Here is a 23,133-nt window from a genome sequence, read left to right on the forward strand (position 1 = left end):
TTTATAGTTCAATTACAGCTTAATCGGTTCTACTATTGTCAAGTGCTCCTGCTGCTGCACCTAAAGCCACCACCCCTCCTAACAGCAAAGCATTTTCACCTTTTACTTTCTTATAAGCCATTAGATCACCTTGTTTTGTATAATACTCAAGTACATTATTTAATGATGTACCAGTCTGAAATAATGTTTCAGCATAAAATTTTTGTTCTGTAGTTCTGAAAGTAACCTCGCCATTATTCAACACAGAATAGCTCAAAAAACTGCTCAGGATATAAGGCGAATCCTGTATGTTAAACTTGGCTTGTTGAACATTATATGTTCCACCGTTCATGCCATACCGCACAACTTTTTCTTTTTTTGCTTGGGATACCGATTTCTTTACATCATCGCGAAGATCAAAAAACCTTCCATCGACAAACGCATGAGGTGGTATTAATAACATATCTTTAGGTAATGTTGCCGTGCCGTTAAAATATCCATGAATAATATCCTCACTAAAAGCGGAAACATTCTGATTCACTTTACCTTTTAAATCTATCTGGTTGTTAGCGTAACTAAGGGCCTTTCCGTTGATTACTAGTGCAGAATTTTTCAAGTTCCACATGATTGGATAATCTAACTTATTTTCAACCTTAACATATACTTTACCATCCTTCCCCGCAAAAGAGTATTGAACAGCCACAGTGTCATTTGTGTATAAGAAAGTTCCTTGGTCTTTTTCTTTAATCGTATTGGTGGTGTTAACAGTCATCAGGTAATTTGAAGAACAAGCTGACAAGAATAAAGCAGTGCAGAGCGGAATAAATGATTTGTACATCTTCATTTTCAATATTGGTTAATTTAGTAATGAGTTCTTAGCGCGATAAACTTTGAAAGTTTCGTCTGTGATACCCTAAGATATTACAAATATTTAAAAATAAAGTAGCCCTATAACCTATATTTCACTTTATTAATTACCTAATGACCCTAACAAGCTGTAAACGTTGTATTTAAATTGACCAAGGAACATGTAAATTATTCTAAAAATCGTGCGATCTGTGATACCGTAAATGTGATTAATTCTTCATCTACTATCCCTGATTCATCGGCCATCATATACCCGCCGTGGGTGGCAGGAAGTATGCATAATCTTGCATCAGGGAGCAACTGACTGATGGTTGCGGCATGTGTGACTGTAACAACATCTCGATCTCCATAAATGAGCAGAACAGGATTTTTAATATGCTGCATATCACGATCTTTCCAGTCTTCAAAATGGATCATCCGCTGACTGTCTTTTTGAAACATATTATGCAACTCATCTATATTCGAATTTAGTTTCAGAAAGTTCTCTTTCAGATAGGTCGGCATATTATCAATTGTGGCCTGTTCCATTACTTGAAAGAAGCCTGGTATCAGGCCATTTCTTTTATAAACTCCAGAGGCTGCTACGATCTTCACGACGCGATCTGGGTAAATCTTTGCTATCTCTAAGGCAGTCGTAGCACCATTGCTAAATCCAAAAAAAGAGGCTTTAGGTATTTCCAACAGATCCAATAATGCGACAATATCTTTTGCATCCTGTTCAAAAGTTTCTGGTTCTTCCCTATGATCTGAGCGTCCGTGATTTTGCAGATCAATGCCGATCAGCAAAAAGCGTTCTTGTAACCGGATAATCGTTTCTCTAAAATCAAACTGTATAGAACCCGCCCCTCCATGAATCAAAACCAAAGGTTCACCTGTTCCATAAATTTCATGATACAGGCGAATTCCGTTTACCTCTAGGTATCCTGTTACATGTGCTTCCATGCTAATATGTGATCTTGTCATCTACACCGTAACTCATACTCGAATAATTAAGGATACGTCTCATCAATGCCATCTGCCCGCCAATATAATCCTGCCTACCTATACACATTCCGATAAAATTGAGTTTATCTTCTGTAACAAAGGGGATATTCATTCCAATCGGAAATAATTCAGACAATTGTTCATCATTGACGGCCAATAAACTCCGGTAAACTTTAGGAGAGATTTTATGAAAACTAGCAATGAGATCGGCTAGAGTCGGGTATTGAAATTGTTCATCTAATGTCTTTCCCATATAAAACAAATCGTTATAGGGATCTGTTTCTTCCAAACCTAAAATGTTTGCTATTCCGTAACGTACATTGACAAAGTTGCCGGCCATCCAAATAATATGATTCGTTCGTCCATCGATCCGCTTCTTGGCATCCACTTCAGATATCCCAGATAACACACTTAAAAAAGTCTGTGTATGCATTCTATAAGCGGGAATAATCACTTCTAGTTTTGTTGATTTTGGCTTATCCATTGTTTATTGATTTAGTGATGGTTAACTACCATCTGTTTAATCAAAAATAAACAATAGATCATAAAGTCCCCTTGCCCTATGACAAGAAAACAAACTATCGTCTGCCATTTAAGTCTTGGACTGGTTTATAGTGTCGCAAGTTCTAATTCAAGAAACGCTTGTGGTAAATACTGAATAATATCTGAGGGAAGAAGACTATAAGTACCGATGGTCTTAACTGCCAAATCTGCTGCCTTTCCATGTAAATATACACCCATGATTAACGCTTCGTTTGCAGGATATCCCTGTCCAAGCAATGCGGTTATAATCCCTGTTAATACATCGCCGCTACCCCCTGTTGCCATTCCTACATTTCCTGTACTATTCAAGTAGATCTTACCGTCGCTCATCACCATTGCACTATTTGCTCCTTTTATCAATATATTGACCTGATATTTACTTGCAAATTCTTTTACTTTTTCTAATTTATCCCAATCGTCCATCCACGATCCTATAATCCGATTCAGTTCTTTTGGATGTGGAGTCAGAATGGTGTTTTTCGGTATAAAGCTCCATAATTCGGGATTTTTTGACATCATATTTAAACCGTCAGCATCTATAATCAATGGCGTTTGGATTCCTCTACTTATGTAATCTATCCAGGCTACACTTGTTTCTGCTGCGGTTCCCATTCCTACTCCAATGCCAACAGCCTGATAATTTGCTAAGTCGGGCATGGTGGTTATCACATCATTATGGTCATCTAATAAGACCATAGCTTCGGGCACAGCAGTCTGGATAATGATATGCCCGCAAGCAGGTACAAAGGCGGTAGCTAAACCACAGCCACTTCGCAAAGCTGCTTTTAGTGCCAGCTGGACAGACCCCATTTTTCCCTTGCTTCCCCCTATGATCATGCTATGTCCAAAATTGCCTTTATGTTCAAATTTTTTCCTTTTTCTATAGTATTTGAGTATTAACCCTTTTTCCACATAAATCAAATCGGAATTTTCTTTTTCAATAGCATTTTTACTCAATTGAATGTCCAGTATTTGAAAATCATCATAAAAAACTTGGTTCTGAGGCATTAATAATGCGAGCTTAGGCATTTGGAAAGTATATACCAAATCTGCATGAATCACAGGAGCAGTAATCGATGTTGGTCTATCTGCCAATAAGCCTGAAGGCATATCAATGGCATATACAGGAACATCAGCTTCATTGATCTGCTTGCAGATATAAGCCCATTTTCCGTCTAATTCTTCTCGCAGTCCATATCCGAACAGACAATCTATAACAATGGTATTATCCGGGATTTGTAACTGATCTGTTTCGTTAAAAAAATGAATTTGCGCCGCGGATAATCTTGCCTGATTGCGGCTATTATCAGGCGCGTAAATTTCGGATTTTAGGACATATACCATCACATTGGCTAAATGTGCATCTAATAAACGTGCTAATACCAATCCATCTCCGCCGTTATTTCCTTTTCCGCAGATGATGGTGAAATGTTGTTTTGGGAGATCTGGGTACTTGATCTTTAATGCAGCAAAGACCGTTTGGGAAGCTCTTTCCATTAAATCTAAGCTTGTAATTTGTTGTTCGTTGCAGGTCAGTACATCTGCGTTCATCATTTGTTTTGCGGTAAGAATTTTCATTTGATCCAGATATACGCTAAATATACTTGTATTTATTTAATGTTTAATTTTATAAATTCCTGATCGAGATTAATCAATTCTGGGAGTGCATAAAATGAAAAATAGGTAACACTTGCCCATTCTCTATCTTGCAAAAGTAGGCTATAGGAGCGTATACAGTTTTGAATGTGATTTTGATAGAGTTTAATCCAATGACCTTCATTTTTGATGTCGTAATTTTGGAATTTTTTTTCAGCTTCTTGAGAAATGTAATCGAACTGTTTTTGATCTAGGGCAAGTGCTTTACCTTTTATAACTTCTAGTAGCATAGGCTGGGTCTCTGTGTAGTAACGTTTGGCTCGCTTACATGCGGAAAGCACTTTTTTATTCTTTGACTTTTGCTCTATCAGTTGGGTCATAAGTAATCCCTCGGTACGCATGAAAACAATGTTCGTCAGAATCGCTTCTTCCTGCGATACCTGCTTTAACTGCTGGGGGTTGGCATTTACAAAAGTTGCAATGAAAAAAAGTAGTAAAGGTATGCGCATATGTCTCACATCTGGTCGCTTGAAATAATCTGTACAACTTTTAAACAAATTACATCCTCTTATTGTTTAGATTTTCTCTATTTCAAGTTAAAAAACAACCATTTATATTTAGAAATCGAAAAAATTAAAGCGCTCCAAAATAAACAAATAAACTTCATGCTTAGGTGATCAATACATGAGGAGATGGTCAAGAGCTGTTTATGATAACGAAAATAATCCCTATTCATGTTTTGCAAATGGCTGTTATCAGGGATAAAAATGGTAAAAAACTATCATGACTTTTGTGTTAGAATTACATTAATATCATGAAGAGAATAACACTAACACTAGCAACAGTGTGCTTAATGAGCTTAAGTGCCCTAGCTCAATCCAACAAGTTTTTTCGTATCGATTACGGAATAAAATCGGGAGAAAACAATGGACAGCTGGATGATACGCAATTAAGAGCTTGGGTGAATCAGGATTATATGCGCATCGCTTATACGCAGGATGAAAGTCACATCGAGATAAAAGATAAGAAAAAATTAAAATCATTTATTTTAGTTCCTAACTCTCAAGAGTACTTGATGCTACAAGACGGTACCAAAAATGATTACAGTGATATCCAGATCGAATACATAAAAGGCCAAGAGAAAAAAATAGCGGGATATACATGTAAACTAGCAATAATTAATATAGGAACTGATGAGGAGTCTGGCGAGGATGTAAAACTTGCGGTTTATTATACTGAGCAGATCCCTAATTTATCTTGGGCGGAATTCAATTTCTTAGAAACTTTACCTGGGGCACCATTGTCAATTACGGTATCGGGAGATGGCTACATTGCAAAAAAGATCGACTCTGAGGAATTGACTCAAGAGCTATTCGAAATTCCAGAAAGTTATACGGAAATGCAAGCTGATAGTGCAATAGGATATGGTGATCTTCAAGTTGCTGATAATCGCTATATTTTCACTAATGAAACCGGAGATTTATATGGACTAAAAGATGAGAATGATCAAGTTTTTTTTCAACCTAAGTATACTTTTATAGCACCTTTTGATGGAGACATATCTATAGTAAACAATGCAGAGGATAAATTTGGAGCGATCAACTTAGCCGGTCAAGAAATTATTACGCTACAACACGATTTTCTAAACTATTCTGACGACTCCAAAACATTCATGTACGGTGCACAAGATAAATACGGTTTATTACGTGCTGATGGAAGCGTTTTGATTAACGCAACATATGAGATGGTGAGTTTTCCGGAAAATGGGCTGATCCAATTCATGAAAAATGATAAAAGCGGTTTTATGAATGAGAAGGAGCAGGTGATCATACCAGCAGTACATGAACACATTTTCATGAGAAATAAAGACTATTTTATTACGTTCGAGGATACTTCTTATTCTTTACTCTCTATTAAAGATAATAAAAAAATAGCCGGAGGATATGAATATATGGCTTTACCTGATGAAGGAAATATTTTCTTAGCGATGAAAAATGGTAAGTATGGATACATTGATGAAAAAGGTAAAACAATTATTCCTTTTAAATTTTCAACAGCACTTGCGTTTGATAATGGTGTAGCCATTGTCTCGGAAGATGAAGCTGGTGAAAACATATATTATATTGATACTAAAGGTCTAGAGGTTGCTGCTGTAGAGGCTGAATAATATGAGAAAACTCCCATATTTATTTTACTAAATATGGGAGTTTTCTTGCATTTATGGAGTTTAAACAACTATTTTAATGTTTCGATCTATACATTGTTTATAAAAAATGATATCTTAGTCTCCTATATAACAGGTCCAGAATGAATGCAAATGAAGAAGAGTGCACTATATTTTACCAATAAATCGAGAGAAACTCTGCTTCTATTAATCTTGTGTTTTTTATTTAACTTTTCTTCTGCTCAGGAAGTGCTAGATAAACTAAAGGAACAATATGATAAAGTATCTGTTACGAATCCAGAAAGATTAATAGTTGCCGGCAAATATGCAACTGCCTTATTTTTCAATCAACAAGAAGTTAAGGCCGGTCAAATCCTTAAAGATAATATCCAGATAGCAAGTCGCTTACCAGATGGAAAATATGCGGCTAATCTTTATGCGATTGAGGCTATGAATTATAGAATCAGCGAGCGTATAAAAGAATCTAAAAGTAGTTTTGATAAGGCAAAAGAGTTTGCTAGCAAATCTAAAGATGTAGAGATCAAGGGTTATATAAGTTATTGTGAAGGATGGCTATATACCAGAAATAATAAAGAAGGTGAAGCTGTTAGAAGTTTTCTACGTGCGATCCGCTATTTTGATCAGGCTCCCCCATCCCGTACACTTAATAGCCGTAAATCTACAACTTACAAGGAGCTAACTTCAATTTATGCGAATTGGAATGAGCATCAGCTACAGGAGAAATATAGTCTACTTGCTTTAGATCTTGCTATTCAACAAAATGATCCCATTGCTATATTTGACGCTTATATGCTCATGGGGTATATGTATGAACAACAGTACATAAAGAACGATACTAACCACAAATTACGAGATCAGGCAGAAAAGTATTACCTCTTAGCTATTAATACGTATAACAAAAATAAGGCTACAATCCCCTTCCCATCTAATCTATCTTTTGTTGCTAATAATCTAGCTTACCTCTACTTTAGTTTTTTTCCTGATTCTTATCAAGATCAGGCAATTCAATATGCTGAGCTCGCCCTAAAGCAGGGAGCAGCGACTCAACAATACACGCATGTTGCGTCTGCTTACGGTATAATGGCGGAGATCGCACTGAAAAACAAAAAACCTGAGCGTGCTAAAGCCTATTTGTTGTCGGCACTTATGGAGATTACTAAAAGCAGTGTTCCGGATCAGAACATCATCCTCAGTATTTACGAGAATCTCTCTGAAATTGCGGAACAGGAGAATAATCTTGCTGAAGCCATACGTTACCATAAAGTGTATATGGAAACATTTAAATCCATATACAATCAAGAACAATTGGAATTGGGTAAACGACTAGAAGCACAGTTTGATAAAGAAAGACAGCAACAACAACTTATCAGAATGCAACTGGAAACGGATAAAAAAGAACAGCAGCTCCGTTTGCTGCATACCGTCAGTCTGCAGCAAAAACAGCAATATGAGAATTTGAAGTTGCATGAAGAAAATCAGCGAAAAGAACTTGAGCTCACACAGCTTGAATCTGAAAAAAGAACCCAGGAACTTAAGCTATCTCGTTTAGAGACACAAAATCGTGCTCAGGACATCCTCAGTTTCAAAAATGAGATTTCTTATAAAGAGAAAATAAATAAATATTATGTGGCTTTGATCTTGTTTTTTTTACTGGTTCTACTATTAATGCTATACGCATATAAACAGCGATCCAAAAGTATGCGTCAAAATAAGGAACTGTACAATTTCTCTTTAGATAAGGAACGTCAGAATTCAAAAATATCAATATTAACTGCTATGCTTGATGGTCAGGAACAGGAACGAGGACGATTGGCCAGGGACCTTCATGATGGACTAGGAGGCCTCTTATCCACCACAAAAATCAGTTTATCTCAATTGACAAATAAAGTGGATAGCCCAATGAAAAATGATATGCAAAAATCTCTTCTGCAATTGGATACTGCTGTAGAAGAGCTAAGACGCGTAGCTCATAATCTGATGCCCGATTTGCTAAATAGATATGGTCTTGAGGAAGCATTACAAGATTACGCTGTTCGTATGTCCAATGTAGAATTGGATATTGATGTACAATTTTTACATTATTCGAATCAACTTACAAAAGATGAACAATTACTTGTTTATCGGGTAATCCAGGAGTTGGTTAATAACGCAATAAAACATGCTGCCCCCAAACAAATTATCATTCAAATTGTAGAAGAAGCTGATTATTACACCATCACTGTTGAAGATGATGGAAAAGGATTTGATATTGATCAGGTTAAGGGTAATCACTCAGCAGGCCTTCATAATATACAATCGCGGATCGATTTCCTTAAAGGGAAATTTACTATACAGTCGGAAAAAGATGTGGGGACAAGTGTTGAAATTATATTTCCAAAAAAATAAAATAAATGATTAAAATAGCAATTACAGATGATCATCCTTTGCTTTCGGAAGGATTGAAAAATATCCTTTCTAAGGAAGATATGTTAGAAGTAGTGGGTTGTTATCCTGATGCATCAACCATGCATAAAGCGCTTTCGGATGGGCCTGTTGATGTGCTTTTACTGGATATTAATCTTCCTGATGCCAATAGTATTGAGCTGATCAAACCGTTACGGTCCAAGTATCCTCAAATGCGTATTATAGTAATCAGTGTACATAACGAATATGCTGTTATCAATAGTGTACTGCAAGAGGGGGCCCAAGGTTATATTCAAAAAAATGCTTCTGTGGAAGAGATTGTTGCCGGAGTTGAACAGGTTATAAAAGGAAACAAATTTCTATGTTCTCAAACCAAAAATATTGTTGAAAGAAAATCAAAAGATGAACTCAAAAGTGTTCCAAAATTGACCCGTAGGGAAAGGGAAGTACTAACTGAGGCATCTTTGGGATTAACAACGGGGCAAATCGCAGAAAAACTATTTATTAGTCCGCATACTGTGGAAAGTCACCGTAAAAATTTGATTGAGAAATTTGACGCAAAAAATCTTAGTTCTGCAATTAAATTAGCGTTAGAATATGGATTGATTCGTCAATAGTAGAACTTTGATTGGTAAAACCACTAGTTTCGGGGATTGTAGAAATTGCTTCTAATCTCTAGCTTTGAGTAGACGTAAAATTGCTAAGAACCTAGAAAGAAAATCTGATGCCGTACGATGATGGCACGGTAATTAGCAGGAATAATAGCAAATCCTTTAAAACAATAAAAAATGATAAAACTTAAGTCGTTTTCGCGATTAATAATCTTAATCTGCTGTTGCAGTTTATTGACAAGTTGCTTTGACTTTATCGAAGATATCAATCTAAATGCCAATGGTTCTGGCAGTATTAAAGCTACACTCAACCTTAGTAAAAGTAGTACTAAAGTGGCCTCTCTGATGAAATTAAAAAGTGTAAATGGCATTCAAATTCCGACAAAAGAGAAGATAAAGAGTGAAACCGAGGACATGATCCGTATTTTAAAAAACACCCCAGGTATAAGTCAGGTGCAATATAATTTAGATTTTAACAATTATATTGCAACTGTCTCCTGCAATTTCGCTTCCGTAAATGCTCTGAATAATTTTAGTAAAGCGCTTGGAACTCATTTTAAAAGTGCCCTAGGTAATAATAATAATTATTCCTACGATGCTAAAACTGGAACCTTTACCAGAACATATACACACTCTCCTACTTTAAGTAAAGAGTATGCCCGTATATCTGAAACTGACCGCAAATATTTTAATGATGCCTTTTACACACAGATTATACGTTTTGATAAAACGGTCAAATCACAAAAACATGCTTCAGCAAAAATATCCAGTTCTGCAAAAGCTGTTCTACTTAAGTTAAAGGCTACAGATCTTGCTAGTGGCAAAGTTTCATTAGCCAATACCATCACTTTAAATAACAAATAACTACATGAATATTAAATTCTTACCCTTGTTAGCATTATCTGCTTTTGCAGGAATGGAGGCTACAGCTCAAGAACTGACCAGCAAAATACCGGCTCATGCCGACTTTGTTGTTTCTATTAATAATAAAGCTATCGTAGAACAAAGTTCTATGGAACTGCTAAACGAAACACTAACTAAACTAGGTGCATTTGAACAGGCCAAAAACATGGATTTTCCAATCAAAAACCTAAAAGAGCTGGACTTTAATCTAGATAAACAGGCTTATGTTTACCGTGCAAATACCGATAGTTTACACTACATTGGAATTTTACTTCCCCTGAAAGCAAACCATCAGGTCAAACAACATATGTTTTCACAATATGAAGTTCTTCCAATATATAATGGATATGAAAGAAGAGTTTCCAAAGATGGTAAAACACAGGTTGCCTGGAATTCAGAAACAATGTTTATTCTCACAGGTGATGTACACAGTCAGTATTTTCAAATGAAAGATGTAGCAGACCGTTACGGCTTAGATCTTGGCTCTTATGCGACGGACACCTGGACCTATAATGAAGCATTAGGTGATGCGGCAACCGCAGCTACAGCTGCTGCTGAAGAAGCTGTGGAGGCTATGGAAGAAGAAACTTTTGAGAGTGAAGAGGAAATTTTACCTGATACCGTGAACGTATTAGAAGAAATAAGCGAAGCTGAAATGGAGGCCGTTGAAGCTGTTGTTGATTCGACTATAGCCATATCCGCAGATCAATGGGATGATTCAGTAGACACAGTAGAGGCTTACGATTTGGAGTCGGACTCACTTTATCTTCTAAATCAAGCTCGAGAAGCTAAAAATGATTCTATTAAAAATAAATTATTTGGAACATGGCTTGCAAATGACTTTAATGGCTACTTAGATCCTAAGAGCAACATGGCAAACAATAAAGCGATCAAATTAACAGATAACAAACATCTGATTCGTCTCTGGGTGCCCAATGTAGATAAATTATATCAAGGTGCATTGCCTTATGATGTGTTAAAATTGGCCTATGGTATTGATATGGATAAATTTAAATATGGATATGAGGAAGGTACATTTGATTTAATCCAGGATCAGCATACGATTAAGTTTACTGGAACTTTGGGAGTCGATGCTGAAATGGCAAAGATTTTCAAACCGTTGTACAATGGTAAAATCAACAAGAAATTTGCAAAATATATCCCTGAAAACCATTTGGCATATGCGGCCGTAAATATTAATACGGAAGCTTATCTAAAACAACTGCCAGCCCTTGTGAATCGTTGGTATGCTCCCATTGCAGGCGAATATAGTGACGTTGTCACCATTGGCGCTACAGCTTTAGAAATTGCACTAGATGAGAAAGCAATCGGTAAAGTGATGAAAGGTGACCATGCTTTTTTCTTAAATGATCTTCAAAAGGTTAATAAAGAGTATGTAACCTATGAGTATGATGATGATTACAATTACAAAGAAATTACGAAAATGAAAGATGAGTATGTACCTAATTTCTTATGGATGTTTACTTCTCAAGATCAAAGATTGTATAAACGTACACTTGACTTCGCTGTAAAAAAACAAGAAGTAACTTTGGAAAATGGTATTTACAAAATTGCTGAGCAGAAAAATATAAAACCAATCTATATCCTTTTCAAGGAAGATCTTGTATTTGTGGGTAGTGATGTACAACAATTAACTTCTATTGAACAAAACCGTTTTAAAGGTACTAAAAATGCAAAAGTGAAAAAGGATTTACTTGCTAACCCATTCAATTTGGTTGTTCACGCAAATGCTATTCCTGAAGTAGTCCATAAACTAGAAGTACCAGTAACTGCTTCATTGCAACAAACAATGAAAGACCTATCGACTTACGGCGATATTCAATTAAAAGGAAGTACGTTAAAAAATCGTCAATTCTCTGGTGAACTTTCTATAGAATTGCCAAAAGAGGATAAAAATGCATTACAGTATATTTTAAAACATATCATGCAGAACATGGATAGTAAAATCGCTAATTAATTGTACATGAAAAGGATTACAATTATCATCTGCTCGCTATTACTTATACTTATATCGTTCCTATGGGTGACTTATACTGTCCGTAAAAATAGGATTGAAAAACAATATGTCAGTCAATCAAGTACCAGTATTCTCTCCATTGCTGTTGATGACTTAGTGTTGGATAATGTATCTCAGCTCTTGAGCTTTGATACCCGTTCTACAGGAATAGAAGGTGGTGAAGACTTGATAAAAAAAATCGTATGGAATTCAGGAATATCTATTCCAGCCCGTCTGTTTTTATTTAGTAATGATACACAGAAAAATCAATTCTGCGGAATATTAGCTGTATCGAACTATGATGATTGTTTTTCTTTTTTTGCAAACCAATATCCGAAGGCAATTAATTTTGTAGATAAAAAACAAGGTATTGTCAGTGTTAATATAGCAAAACATATTAAAGTACTGTTTGATCATAATCATCTTGTTTATTCGATTGGACTTGATCCTAATTCGGATTTTAGTGAGCTCCATGCACTGTTAAAAAATCAGGATGCATGGGTACAGATCGGTTCTTTTAAAGGCTTTGAACATGCTTTGACCAAAAAACATATTGGTTATGCCCTAAAAGACAGAAGTTTAATGGCTGAAGCTACTGTTACGAAACATAAGACAGACATTACTGGACAGTGGTTGTTATCTGAAAGTATAGAACAGAACCTTCAGGTAAGAAAGATAGATACAGCTAATCAAATTGTTACCTTATGGAGTTTATTGTCGCTAAATGATCTTCCTTTGTTATCCCAGATTATGAGCAAGTATACAGGATTCAATCAGGAACAGTTAAAGAAGAATTATGCTAATTATTTGGATTTAGAGATTAAAACCGATAGTGTCATCCAAAAAGATACCTCGATTGCATATGCATATGATGATGATTTTAATGCTATAGAAGAAATAAAAGTAACAGAGATTGCTGTTCCTTATATTGTACATACCTGGAAATATAACGAGCCATTAGCTGCGTCCCTTCCTGGAAAAATGTTTTATCAATTTCATAAAGCACATATCGATTCATACTTGTTAAATACAACTTCTGAACGATCTCCTGATCGGATTCAAAATGAAAGAACTCAACACCCTTTTTACTTCTTTATTGATTTTAATGCATGGCCAGAAAAGTGGACAATATATCCGTTTAGTAAATTAAAACAGAGCAAAGTCAGCGCTACAATGACAACTACTCTTATGGATAAAAATAAACTTGCTATAAAGGGAGAAATCACCTACTAATACTAATAGTCATATTTGGTTTCATGAAAACAGACAGTACTTAAAAATACTGTCTGTTTTTTGTTATATCTAAGGTTATATACTATGCTAATATCACTCGCTTTAAAAAGATCTGCACAAGTCTCTTTATATTTGCAACAATACAAGTTTTAACAAAGTTTGAAACTGCTTACCATGTTCAAGCAATTCTTCAAATGCATAATCCGTTTCATATAAATAAGCTTTTTAAATTATTATATACATCACATTGCAAGATATTACCCTTACCCCTACGGAGATTCAGCTCATCAATACATTTATTTTTCAGCCCTGTGGATTAACAATGGCACATAGAAAATATGAACGAGAAAGTCAAGAATATGATGCTCAAAATTTTGATCTAGACCATTTGAAAATTAAGTATAGGAAAGCCAAGATAACACCTAAAAAGATTGGTCAATTCGTTACCTTATGGTATAGGGATGCAGCTGGAATTACGACTCCGTATGCAGGCAGTAACCCTATTGATTTTTATATAATAGCTACCCGAAAAGATAATGATTTTGGATTGTTTATATTCCCTAGAAGCATTCTGTTAAAACATGGTATCTTGAGAGGTGAATGTAAAGCTGGTAAACGAGGTTTTAGAGTCTATCCAAATTGGGATATCGCCGAGAATAAACAGGCTAAACAAACACAACTTTGGCAAAAATTATACTTTATAGAGATTCTTGCAGGTGAAGAAGTTGACTTAAAAAAAGCTAAACAACTATTAACCTTATGATGGGGTAATTTTAAAAAATTATTTTCAAGATTCCAATCTATTGTACTTTTCATTTATTTTATGTAAATTGTAAATACCAATTACAGACATAATCGAATCATTATGCATCCATTTCGAAATAAAAATAGAAATCATTCCATTATGAATGAAAATAAGGATTCTAAAAAACCAAATGCTCATCCTTTTGTGAGATCTAATTTTCATTTACTCGACAATGATACAAAACTGCAAAGTATGGTAAAAATACAACATATACCTATTGTTAATGAAGAGACCTTAGAACAGGTTATACTCGAAATGAATTTAATGAAGAACAAAAATTAGTATTCCATAATACTTTATAATTTTTATAAATAAAAGGGCTCCATTCACGATGAATGGAGCCCTTTTATTTATAAAATCACTACTATAAAGAAGCGATTGCATTATTTAATGTTTGCGAAGGACGCATAGCGGCTGTAGCCAAATCATCATTAGGGAAATAATAACCACCAATGTTTTGTGCTTTACCTTGAGCACCAATCAACTCTTCGTTGATCTTAGCCTCATTTTCAGCTAATGACTTAGCTAAAGGTGCAAACTTCGCTGCTAGTACGCTATCCTTTGTTTGTGCAGCTAAAGCTTCAGCCCAATAAGCTGTCAAATAGTAGTGAGAACCACGGTTATCGATTTGACCTACTTTACGTGCTGGAGATTTATCATTCGCTAAGAATTTTTCTGTTGCAGCATCCAATGCTTCTGCCAAAACTAATGCCTGCGCATTATTCTGTGTTTGTGACAAATGCTCTAAAGATGCTCCTAAAGCTAAAAACTCACCTAGAGAATCCCAACGTAAATAACCTTCTTGTAAGAATTGTTCAACATGTTTTGGAGCAGAACCACCAGCACCTGTTTCAAATAAACCTCCACCATTCATTAAAGGAACGATAGAAAGCATTTTTGCAGATGTACCAACTTCTAAAATAGGAAATAAATCTGTTAAATAATCACGTAATACGTTACCCGTTACAGAAATTGTATCTAATCCTTCGCGGATACGGTCTAAAGAAAATTTAGTCGCCTCAACAGGATTCATAACAAAGATGTCTAATCCATTTGTATCAAAATCACCTAAATATTTCTCAACTTTTTTGATGATTTCTCTATCGTGAGCACGGTTTTCATCTAACCAGAATACTGCAGGTGTAGCCGATAAACGCGCGCGGTTAACCGCCAATTTTACCCAGTCTTGAATAGGTGCGTCTTTAGTTTGACACATGCGGAAGATATCACCAGTTTCAACGGTTTGTTCCATCAAAACATTTCCATTTGCATCTACAACACGGATCGAACCGTTTTCTGATGCTTGGAAAGTTTTATCATGTGAACCATATTCTTCAGCTTTTTGAGCCATTAAACCAACATTGGGAACTGAACCCATCGTTGTAGGATCTAATGCCCCATTTTCTTTACAATCTTCAATAGTTGCTTCATACACTCCTGCATAAGAACGATCTGGAATAATAGCGATGGTATCTTGAGATTTTCCTTCTTTATTCCACATCTGTCCTGAAGTACGGATCATCGCTGGCATAGATGCATCAACGATAACATCTGAAGGTACATGTAAGTTTGTAATACCTTTATCAGAGTTTACCATTGCTAAATCTGGACCATTAGCAATAGCTGATTCGATCGCTGCTTTAACTTCTGCCTCTTGCGGAGTGCCGGAGATTTTAGCAAATACTTCACCTAAACCATTATTTTTATTGATACCTAAAGAGTTGAATAATTCACCATATTTAGCAAATACATCTTTAAAATAAACCTCTACGATAGCACCAAAAATAATAGGATCTGACACCTTCATCATCGTTGCTTTTAAATGAGCAGATAATAAAACATCTTCCGCTTTAGCCGCTGCAATTGTGTCTGCAACAAAAGCTTTCAATGCATTTAAGCTCATTACTGATGAATCGATTACTTCACCTGCTTTTAATGGAGATAAGCCTTTTAATTCAGTTGCAGCACCCGTTGCATTAACAAATTCAATTTTGAACTGTCCTGCATTTTCTACTGTTACTGATTGCTCAGTCTCATAAAAATCACCGTGAGACATTGAAGCTACGCGTGTTTTAGAATCGGGCGACCAAGCACCCATTGAATGCGGGTTTGCTTTAGCATAATTCTTAACAGCTTTTGGAGCACGACGGTCAGAGTTTCCTTCACGTAAAACTGGATTTACAGCTGAACCTAATACTTTAGCATATTTTGCCTTAATTTCAGTTTCTGTTGCAGTTTCTGGGTTGTCAGGGAAATTTGGTATCGCATAACCTGCTGCCTGCAATTCAGCAATTGCTCCTTTTAATTGCGGAATAGAAGCTGAAATATTTGGTAATTTGATGATATTAGCCTCTGGAGTTGTTGCCAACTGACCTAATTCAGCTAAAGCATCAGCTACTTTCTGATCTGCGCTTAATACATCTGAAAAGTTTGCTAAAATACGACCTGCAAGAGAAATATCTCTTAATTCAACATCGATATCAGCTGTTTTGGCGAATGCTTGTACAATAGGTAAGAATGAGTAAGTCGCCAACAATGGCGCTTCATCTGTCTTGGTGTAAATGATTTTAGATGACATAATTTTTTTATTGAAATCTTTTAATTTGCTTAAACAAAATTGAAATTCAAAACGAACGCTGAGGCTGATTCAAAATTCGCCTAAAGATAGGAAATTGAAATTTAAATCGCTACAAAAGGTTGAATTATGACGGTTAAAAGTAAAATGTTGGCATGACTGGATTAAACACAATTATATTTGTCTATTACCTTTCTTTTCAGATGCATGTGCACTTATATTCTATATGCGCTACAGCCTACATCTAATTACTTAGTTAGTGCCCTCATTTCTTTTAATGAAATTACTTGAACGGTTGATCCATATGAAAAAACACTTTCTATCATTGCTTGAGCGAGCTGATGCGTTTTAATAGGCGCATAATGCCGAAAAAAACCTAATGAATTAAAAAAAGTAATTGCTTTCAGTCCGACCTTTTCTCCAAATCGATTTGAATTAGGTCTTTCTATAAAGCCTGGTTGCAATATCATAAGGTGTTTAAATCCAATTTTTTTGATTGCTTCTTCTAAACTTCCTTTCATACGATTATAGAAAATACTGGATTTTGCATCTGCTCCTATTGCTGATAATAGAACAAAATGGGATACTCCATTGTTGAAAGCTAGCTGTGCAAAATCCAGTGGATAATCGTAATCTATATGCCATTGTGCATCTTTACTTCCTGCATCTTTTAAAGTTGTGCCGAGACATGAAAATGCAACTTCTCCTTTTATAACTTGGTGATAAGATGATAATTTGTCAAAATCGACAATAATCTCTTCTAACTTATCATGTTGTTCAAAATAAGCTTTACGTACTAATACACGGACTTTAGTGAAGCGTACATCTTCTAATAATAGCCTAACCAGTTCTCTTCCTGTAGCTCCACTTCCTCCAATAACAATTGCTTCCATGTATTAAATATAATGATTCGTTTCCATATTTCATTATGTTGTCAAATTCTCACTAAAATAAACGGAGGAACTGAGATTGCCTGTTAGAATCGTTAATTTTAGTTTTATTATTTACAAATAACTTTAATACATGACTACATATACATTAAACAACGGGATTAAGATTCCTGCTATCGGTTTCGGAACCTGGCAAATCGAAGATGGTGCGCCTGCCTATAATGCGGTAGCTGAGGCATTAAATGCGGGTTATATTCATATCGATACTGCTGCCGTTTATGGTAACGAAAAAAGTGTTGGAAAGGCCATTCAAGATAGTGGAATTGATCGTGATGATCTTTTTATTACGACAAAATTATGGAACGCGGACCGTGGATATGAAAACACATTAACTGCATTTGAAAAATCACTAGCTTTACTCAATTTAACTTATGTTGATTTATACCTTATTCATTGGCCGGCTAATGAAGCACAATTTGAAAATTGGGCAGAAATTAATGCTGATACCTGGAGAGCTTTTGAAAAATTATATGTTGATGAAAGAGTCAAAGCTATTGGTCTAAGTAATTTTCCTAAGAAATATGTTGAAACCCTTTTGAAAACAGTACAAATTAAACCAGCTGTCAATCAACTGGAATTTCACCCTGGGTATTTACAGGAAGAAACAGTTTCGTACTGTAAAGAAAACAACATTTTGGTACAAGCTTGGTCACCTCTTGGATCAGGTCGAATTCTTGACAATGAAGTATTGCTTTCGTTAGCGCAAAAGTATAACGTTAGTGTCGGCCAGATCTGCATTAAATTTGCACTACAGGAGGATATTAATCCGTTACCAAAATCTACTAATCCGATCAATATCAAGGCAAATCTTGACCTATCAAATTTTGAATTGACTGCTGAAGATATAGCATTAATTAAAAATATGGGGGATTTAGGTTTTTCAGGACTCAACCCAGCAGAGGTACCATTCTAAAAAAGAATTGTACTTAAAGTGCTGCACAGGTCTTGTTTTTGTATAATTTACATCTGTACCAAGGTGACCAGGACTCTTACTTAAGAATAAATTTTGTTGTAGAGATGTGATTGACTATGTTTGCATACATGTCTAATTCAGAAAAAAATCCATATCAACTGTTCAATAAAACCATCTGGTCAAATTGGAAAAATCAAGATGTTGTCTGCATAAAAGTGGAGGAATTATCACAGAGCAATGGAATTACATTCTTTGAGCTCATACCTGATTCTGAAATGCTTGATGCAGATAGTGAAACTTTGTATCCAATAGATTCGGAAGATGTCATGGATATGCTATTACCTAATGCACAAGTTAAATTTGTCGTACATGACATCTACATGGCGGATTTGGATGATTAATTATCGTGCATCAAAATTGATTGATAATCACAGACAACACGGGCTCAGATTATTTATTGATCACATATAAAACCAGGTATTTATATCAAAAAAGCTGTAAGGATATCAAAGTTTCCTTACAGCTTTTTAATTTATTACATCAGTTTAAATGAATTATAACGTTTTTGTAATAACAGCTTTCTGCTTATCTGCCTGAACTATTTTTTTATAAAAATCAACATACTCACTGTATTTTTCTGGTGGATATATTTTATCATTCATTTTCTGAGTTCGGCTGTAGATAAGAAGACCATCTTTTTTTTCAAATGTCGCCGTGTAAATACCGAAATCTGATTCGATCAGAATATCTTTTGGAATAAAGTCTATCTGATAGCCTTGTGGCAATTCGAAAACGATCTCATCTTTATCTTCATACGCATAAGGAACGGAAAAAAATGTTTTTCGATCTGCAATCTTAATAGGTACAGCTTCCCTTCTATTCATTTGATTCAGTAACAGAAAATATTTATCACCACCCTTACTTAATAATGGTTTTGATTTAAATGATAACTCCTCTACTAACTCCGGTTTAGTTTTATCTTTTTGATCACATTTATAATAACCAAATGTTTCAATAGGAATATTGCTATTTTCTAATGCTCTTTTTTTCTGTTCACTTGGTTCTAAAACTGTTTTTCGTAAATTATCTTCAAATTGAGAATTACCATATGATGTGTTGATCAATACATCAATATCATTTTCATTGTTAAATTTAATTTTTGTTTTACTCACCTGATAGTTTTGTGAGGCATTATAAGCCGGCGTCTTTACAAGTTTTCCACCAGCTTCTGTCACTAACAGTACGTTTCTATTTGAGTTTCCGTAACCAATAAATCCCATGGGATAATAAGGGCTCGTGCACTCCAGAAAGGTAGTGTCCTTCCCTATCGGTACAGCTAATATCATATGATTAGCCTGCCCGATACTTGAGTATTGAGGGTTTAAACTAGGTTTGCCATTTCCAATCATCACTAAATGTGAATTAATTCCCACTTCATTCAGCATCGCTTTCATAAAATTGGACAGCCCCTTACAATCACCATAATTAACTGTAGCTACTTTCTCGGCCAATACAGGTCTAAATCCGCCAATACCCAATTGCACACTGACATAACGTGTATTCTGTTGCAGATATTGATACAGGATGCGCATCTTTTCTTCTGGAGTCCGTGCTGCTTGTGTTAAATCCCGAATCTTGATTTTAAATGCTTCAGGTAATTGATTTCCACCCTCATTAAGCTTATAAATCCATTGTCCAAAATTATTCCAGTTATCAAAATTACCGGTAGAGCCATCATATTCAAATAAGTTCGGAGAGGCTTTAACCCAGGAACTTAGATTATCAATCCCTATAGCCATCGGTTCTTTAGCTAAAGCAGGTACTTGACTACTCTCCCATTTATAACGTATTTTACCTCCAATACTGGTCGAATCAACTTTTAACCCTGTACTCGAGAGGTATTTCATTTGATAATTTTTATCTTTTTGAATACAATAACTTGATTTTTCTACGGAAACACCAAAATCTTTTAGATCGCGCCACTGGGGAAAATAAAGTAATCCTTTAAAATCTTGGCTAAAACTATATTCAATGGTATACGGATAACTATTACTTACAAATTTCAGACTCTTTAGCCTATTGTCCTCAAATATTGAAAAACCAGATATCAAGCTTTGATCTTTTATATCAGAGGATTTATATTCCTTAATCTTCTTACCGGTGGCATCATACAAAACCGCTTTTATATTATAAATAGTAGAAAACTTATCGTAAACTTCTTCCATTGCAGCAAAGTCATCACCTGCTTTGCTAAAAATGGTTGCAGTTATTTTATAATCATACTTTGCAGCATTGATGCCTTTAATATCGAGGAACTGTTCTTCATTTCTAATAACAATAGTGGCATCTTTTTTAAGCGCTTCGTGGATATTTGCCACATCCCAATTTGTCTGTGCATTACCGTGAGAAAAAAACAGCAATGCCATTAAACCCAATGTATACTTCATTATACCTTCTTTTTAAATACAATTTTTTCTGCTTGCTTCTCTACAATAGCGGCGAAAAGTTCTTTAAGATAGAAATACTCTTCTGAACTGTACATCGACTTATTGATATGAATAGCACTTTTTATTAGAAGTGTCTGGCCATCGATTAAATACGATATCGAAAAGGAGCCGACATCTTCAGGAAGTTTAAAAATGCCGCCCTTAGGAAGTTTATCAATCTGATAATCTTCAGGAAAATTAATGACTACCCGGCAATTTTCAAGTATCGGATGAGCGAAATCTACAGGAAAAAGTCTTTCCTCATGTTTCAATGGGTTTTCCTTTGTTCGTTCGAAAAGTAAAGGTGTGAAATAAACCAGATCTCCAGCTTCTTCCACATTATCTTCTATCTCAACATCCATCGTTTCAATCAATCGATCATCTAGACTATCCAGATTTAAGATCTTGAAGTTATTAAGCTCTAATCCCGTTTTATTTTTTTTCAGGTTCTTGATATAATCTTCTTCATTGATGGCAGTCCTGTAGCTGTTGCGAGCACTTAAACCGGCATATCCATTGAAATAATTGGTTACACTACCTTTTAATCGGTTTTCTTTATCTAACACGAGATTATACACATGCATGCTCTCATCTCCGAAAAGCGTTTCAGTGCTGATCCACCCACCACTTTTTTCACCAACATTGATCAAAAAACCCTCATGATTTAAATTTTGATAATTCATCATTCCAAATGGCATGTCCTTAACCGTTGCATCGAGAAAGTATGATTTGCCTCCAATTTCTACCGCAGCCACAACATTATCAAATTTACTTATGATTGGGTATCCAGGATGTTTCCCATTGGAACGTGTACTAATTAACACTGGATAAACACTGTAATTCGCTTCTTTCAGAAAGTTGATCAGCACCAAATTTAAATCGGCTGAATTTCCTGTTTTTTTCTCAAAAATTGTTTTGGGATTTGTTTCCGTACTATAAAAATTGTACTTCTCATTCCACTTAAGATTATCCTTAACATATTTAAAAATTGATTTCGCATTTGCCAAAGAATCGTTTTCAGCTTTAATGATAGATTTCAAATTATTTTTAGCGAAGCTTGTTTTCTCTATATAACGTCCAAAATTTTCATCTTCTAGCAAAGAACTGATAATCTTTGGCCATGATCCTGTATAATCAACAAAAAACTGTCCAGGGAAATTGGTGGATCGAAGTTCAAAATCTATAGAAGGTCGATAATCATCTAGGCTTGAAATAAAAGGTTCGTCCTTCAAAGCGGGCATATTTTCTGCCACAAAGCGATCACGAATCGCAGCAGATTGAACACCGGAAACGTAACTTGCATTAACGGTTTCGTGCATAGGATGTGCAATATCATAATATCCATTTCTACTGAATTTATAATCAAAATACTCTGGAATAGTTACTGTAAATTCGGACCAACGGGTCGGAATTTCACTTTGGAAACTCCATCCGCGAAGATTAAAAATGAAATCCGATTTAATCTTATACTTATATTCAATTATAGATCCTTCTTTTACATTAGGTAGTGTAAATTTTTTCTGGATAACATTCTTATTTACTTCTTCCGTAAATTTTGAATCTTTATCAATTTTGTCTGTTTTCATGACACCATCCACCATATTATAGGTAGCTGCGCTCATATTATCTAACGTTTCCTTGGACTGTGAATTACTTTTATACAATCCAATAGTATGATTTGCGTAATCATACCCATTTTTATTAATGATTTTATAACGCACGTGTCTTTCATATACATAGACAAATGATTTTGAAGCAGGACTTAATTCAAAATAACAGTTACCGATGTCAAACAATTTAATGGCTGAAGCGGCAGAGTCTGCACCTGATGGCATAATTGAAAATTCTTCAGGTTGAATTTTGCCAAACTTATATTCGATTTTTTCTTTTTTTTGTGCATAAACCTGATAGTGACTGATGGTAAATAACATCAGAAAAACTAATAATACTTTTTTATATGGCATTTTATTTATAATTGGTCATGCAAATATAAATAATAAAACGATATTTAATAGCTATTAAATATCGTTTTAAACTTAAATTGTTTCCTGAAAATATGAATAATATAACTACATAAAATATT

General features: G+C 35.1%; 19 protein-coding genes. 10 read left to right on the forward strand and 9 right to left on the reverse strand.

What is annotated here, in order from left to right; all coding sequences use genetic code 11:
- Positions 1-19: 19 nt before the first annotated feature.
- The 5 genes from HCX49_RS08985 to HCX49_RS09005 all read right to left on the reverse strand — a co-directional run bounded on the left by HCX49_RS08985 (position 20) and on the right by HCX49_RS09005 (position 4,478).
- Entirely contained in the window at positions 20-823 is an 804-nt protein-coding gene (locus HCX49_RS08985; RefSeq protein ID WP_206368331.1) for a hypothetical protein, read from the reverse strand.
- Between the two features lie 191 nt (positions 824-1,014).
- Positions 1,015-1,788: an alpha/beta fold hydrolase gene (locus HCX49_RS08990; protein WP_168126859.1), complete on the reverse strand. Its 774-nt coding sequence runs from the start codon at positions 1,786-1,788 to the stop codon at positions 1,015-1,017.
- A 1-nt stretch (position 1,789) separates the two neighbouring features.
- Positions 1,790-2,314 carry a DinB family protein gene (locus HCX49_RS08995; protein WP_132773583.1) on the reverse strand — a complete coding sequence of 175 codons (525 nt, stop codon included), beginning with the start codon at positions 2,312-2,314 and terminating at the stop codon, positions 1,790-1,792.
- Between the two features lie 125 nt (positions 2,315-2,439).
- On the reverse strand, positions 2,440-3,951 hold the full coding sequence (locus HCX49_RS09000; protein WP_206368333.1) for an NAD(P)H-hydrate dehydratase: 1,512 nt from the start codon (positions 3,949-3,951) through the stop codon (positions 2,440-2,442).
- A 32-nt stretch (positions 3,952-3,983) separates the two neighbouring features.
- Positions 3,984-4,478: a hypothetical protein gene (locus HCX49_RS09005; RefSeq protein WP_168126861.1), complete on the reverse strand. Its 495-nt coding sequence runs from the start codon at positions 4,476-4,478 to the stop codon at positions 3,984-3,986.
- Positions 4,479-4,783: 305 nt separating this feature from the next.
- Here HCX49_RS09005 and HCX49_RS09010 point away from each other — a divergent pair, with 305 nt between their 5' ends.
- The 8 genes from HCX49_RS09010 (at position 4,784) to HCX49_RS09045 (ending at position 14,408) form a co-directional block, all read left to right on the forward strand.
- A complete protein-coding gene (locus HCX49_RS09010; protein ID WP_132773578.1) occupies positions 4,784-6,136 on the forward strand; it encodes a WG repeat-containing protein in 1,353 nt (450 codons plus the stop codon).
- Between the two features lie 150 nt (positions 6,137-6,286).
- Entirely contained in the window at positions 6,287-8,539 is a 2,253-nt protein-coding gene (locus HCX49_RS09015) for a sensor histidine kinase (protein WP_168126862.1), read from the forward strand.
- Positions 8,540-8,544: 5 nt separating this feature from the next.
- A complete protein-coding gene (locus HCX49_RS09020; RefSeq protein ID WP_168126863.1) occupies positions 8,545-9,174 on the forward strand; it encodes a response regulator in 630 nt (209 codons plus the stop codon).
- A gap of 171 nt (positions 9,175-9,345) precedes the next feature.
- A complete protein-coding gene (locus HCX49_RS09025) occupies positions 9,346-10,032 on the forward strand; it encodes a hypothetical protein (RefSeq protein ID WP_031288690.1) in 687 nt (228 codons plus the stop codon).
- A 4-nt stretch (positions 10,033-10,036) separates the two neighbouring features.
- A complete protein-coding gene (locus HCX49_RS09030; protein WP_132773574.1) occupies positions 10,037-12,049 on the forward strand; it encodes a hypothetical protein in 2,013 nt (670 codons plus the stop codon).
- 6 nt (positions 12,050-12,055) lie between these two features.
- Positions 12,056-13,321 (forward strand): hypothetical protein, encoded by a 1,266-nt coding sequence (locus HCX49_RS09035; protein ID WP_168126864.1) that lies wholly within the window; start codon positions 12,056-12,058, stop codon positions 13,319-13,321.
- A 322-nt stretch (positions 13,322-13,643) separates the two neighbouring features.
- Complete coding sequence (locus tag HCX49_RS09040; protein WP_168126865.1) at positions 13,644-14,084, forward strand: MepB family protein; 441 nt, start codon at positions 13,644-13,646, stop codon at positions 14,082-14,084.
- A gap of 102 nt (positions 14,085-14,186) precedes the next feature.
- Positions 14,187-14,408: a hypothetical protein gene (locus HCX49_RS09045; RefSeq protein WP_132773569.1), complete on the forward strand. Its 222-nt coding sequence runs from the start codon at positions 14,187-14,189 to the stop codon at positions 14,406-14,408.
- A gap of 82 nt (positions 14,409-14,490) precedes the next feature.
- On the opposite strand, the gene HCX49_RS09050 is transcribed toward HCX49_RS09045, so the two are convergent.
- Both HCX49_RS09050 and HCX49_RS09055 read right to left on the reverse strand, forming a co-directional pair.
- Complete coding sequence (locus HCX49_RS09050) at positions 14,491-16,704, reverse strand: NADP-dependent isocitrate dehydrogenase (protein ID WP_168126866.1); 2,214 nt, start codon at positions 16,702-16,704, stop codon at positions 14,491-14,493.
- Positions 16,705-16,949: 245 nt separating this feature from the next.
- A complete protein-coding gene (locus HCX49_RS09055; protein WP_132773565.1) occupies positions 16,950-17,594 on the reverse strand; it encodes an NAD(P)H-binding protein in 645 nt (214 codons plus the stop codon).
- 130 nt (positions 17,595-17,724) lie between these two features.
- Between HCX49_RS09055 and HCX49_RS09060 the strand changes: the two genes are divergently transcribed.
- Positions 17,725-18,564 (forward strand): aldo/keto reductase, encoded by an 840-nt coding sequence (locus tag HCX49_RS09060; protein ID WP_168126867.1) that lies wholly within the window; start codon positions 17,725-17,727, stop codon positions 18,562-18,564.
- Positions 18,565-18,692: 128 nt separating this feature from the next.
- Positions 18,693-18,965 (forward strand): hypothetical protein, encoded by a 273-nt coding sequence (locus HCX49_RS09065; RefSeq protein ID WP_132773561.1) that lies wholly within the window; start codon positions 18,693-18,695, stop codon positions 18,963-18,965.
- A 153-nt stretch (positions 18,966-19,118) separates the two neighbouring features.
- Here the strand turns inward: HCX49_RS09065 and HCX49_RS09070 are convergent, their stop codons facing one another.
- Positions 19,119-21,011 (reverse strand): DUF3857 domain-containing protein, encoded by a 1,893-nt coding sequence (locus HCX49_RS09070; protein ID WP_132773559.1) that lies wholly within the window; start codon positions 21,009-21,011, stop codon positions 19,119-19,121.
- Positions 21,011-23,014 carry a DUF3857 domain-containing protein gene (locus HCX49_RS09075; RefSeq protein WP_168126868.1) on the reverse strand — a complete coding sequence of 668 codons (2,004 nt, stop codon included), beginning with the start codon at positions 23,012-23,014 and terminating at the stop codon, positions 21,011-21,013. Before HCX49_RS09075 ends, HCX49_RS09070 begins: the two co-directional genes overlap by 1 nt.
- Positions 23,015-23,133: the final 119 nt, after the last annotated feature.

The organism is Sphingobacterium sp. B16(2022), assembly GCF_012030425.1.
In the GTDB taxonomy this organism is placed as follows: Bacteria; Bacteroidota; Bacteroidia; order Sphingobacteriales; family Sphingobacteriaceae; genus Sphingobacterium; species Sphingobacterium anhuiense.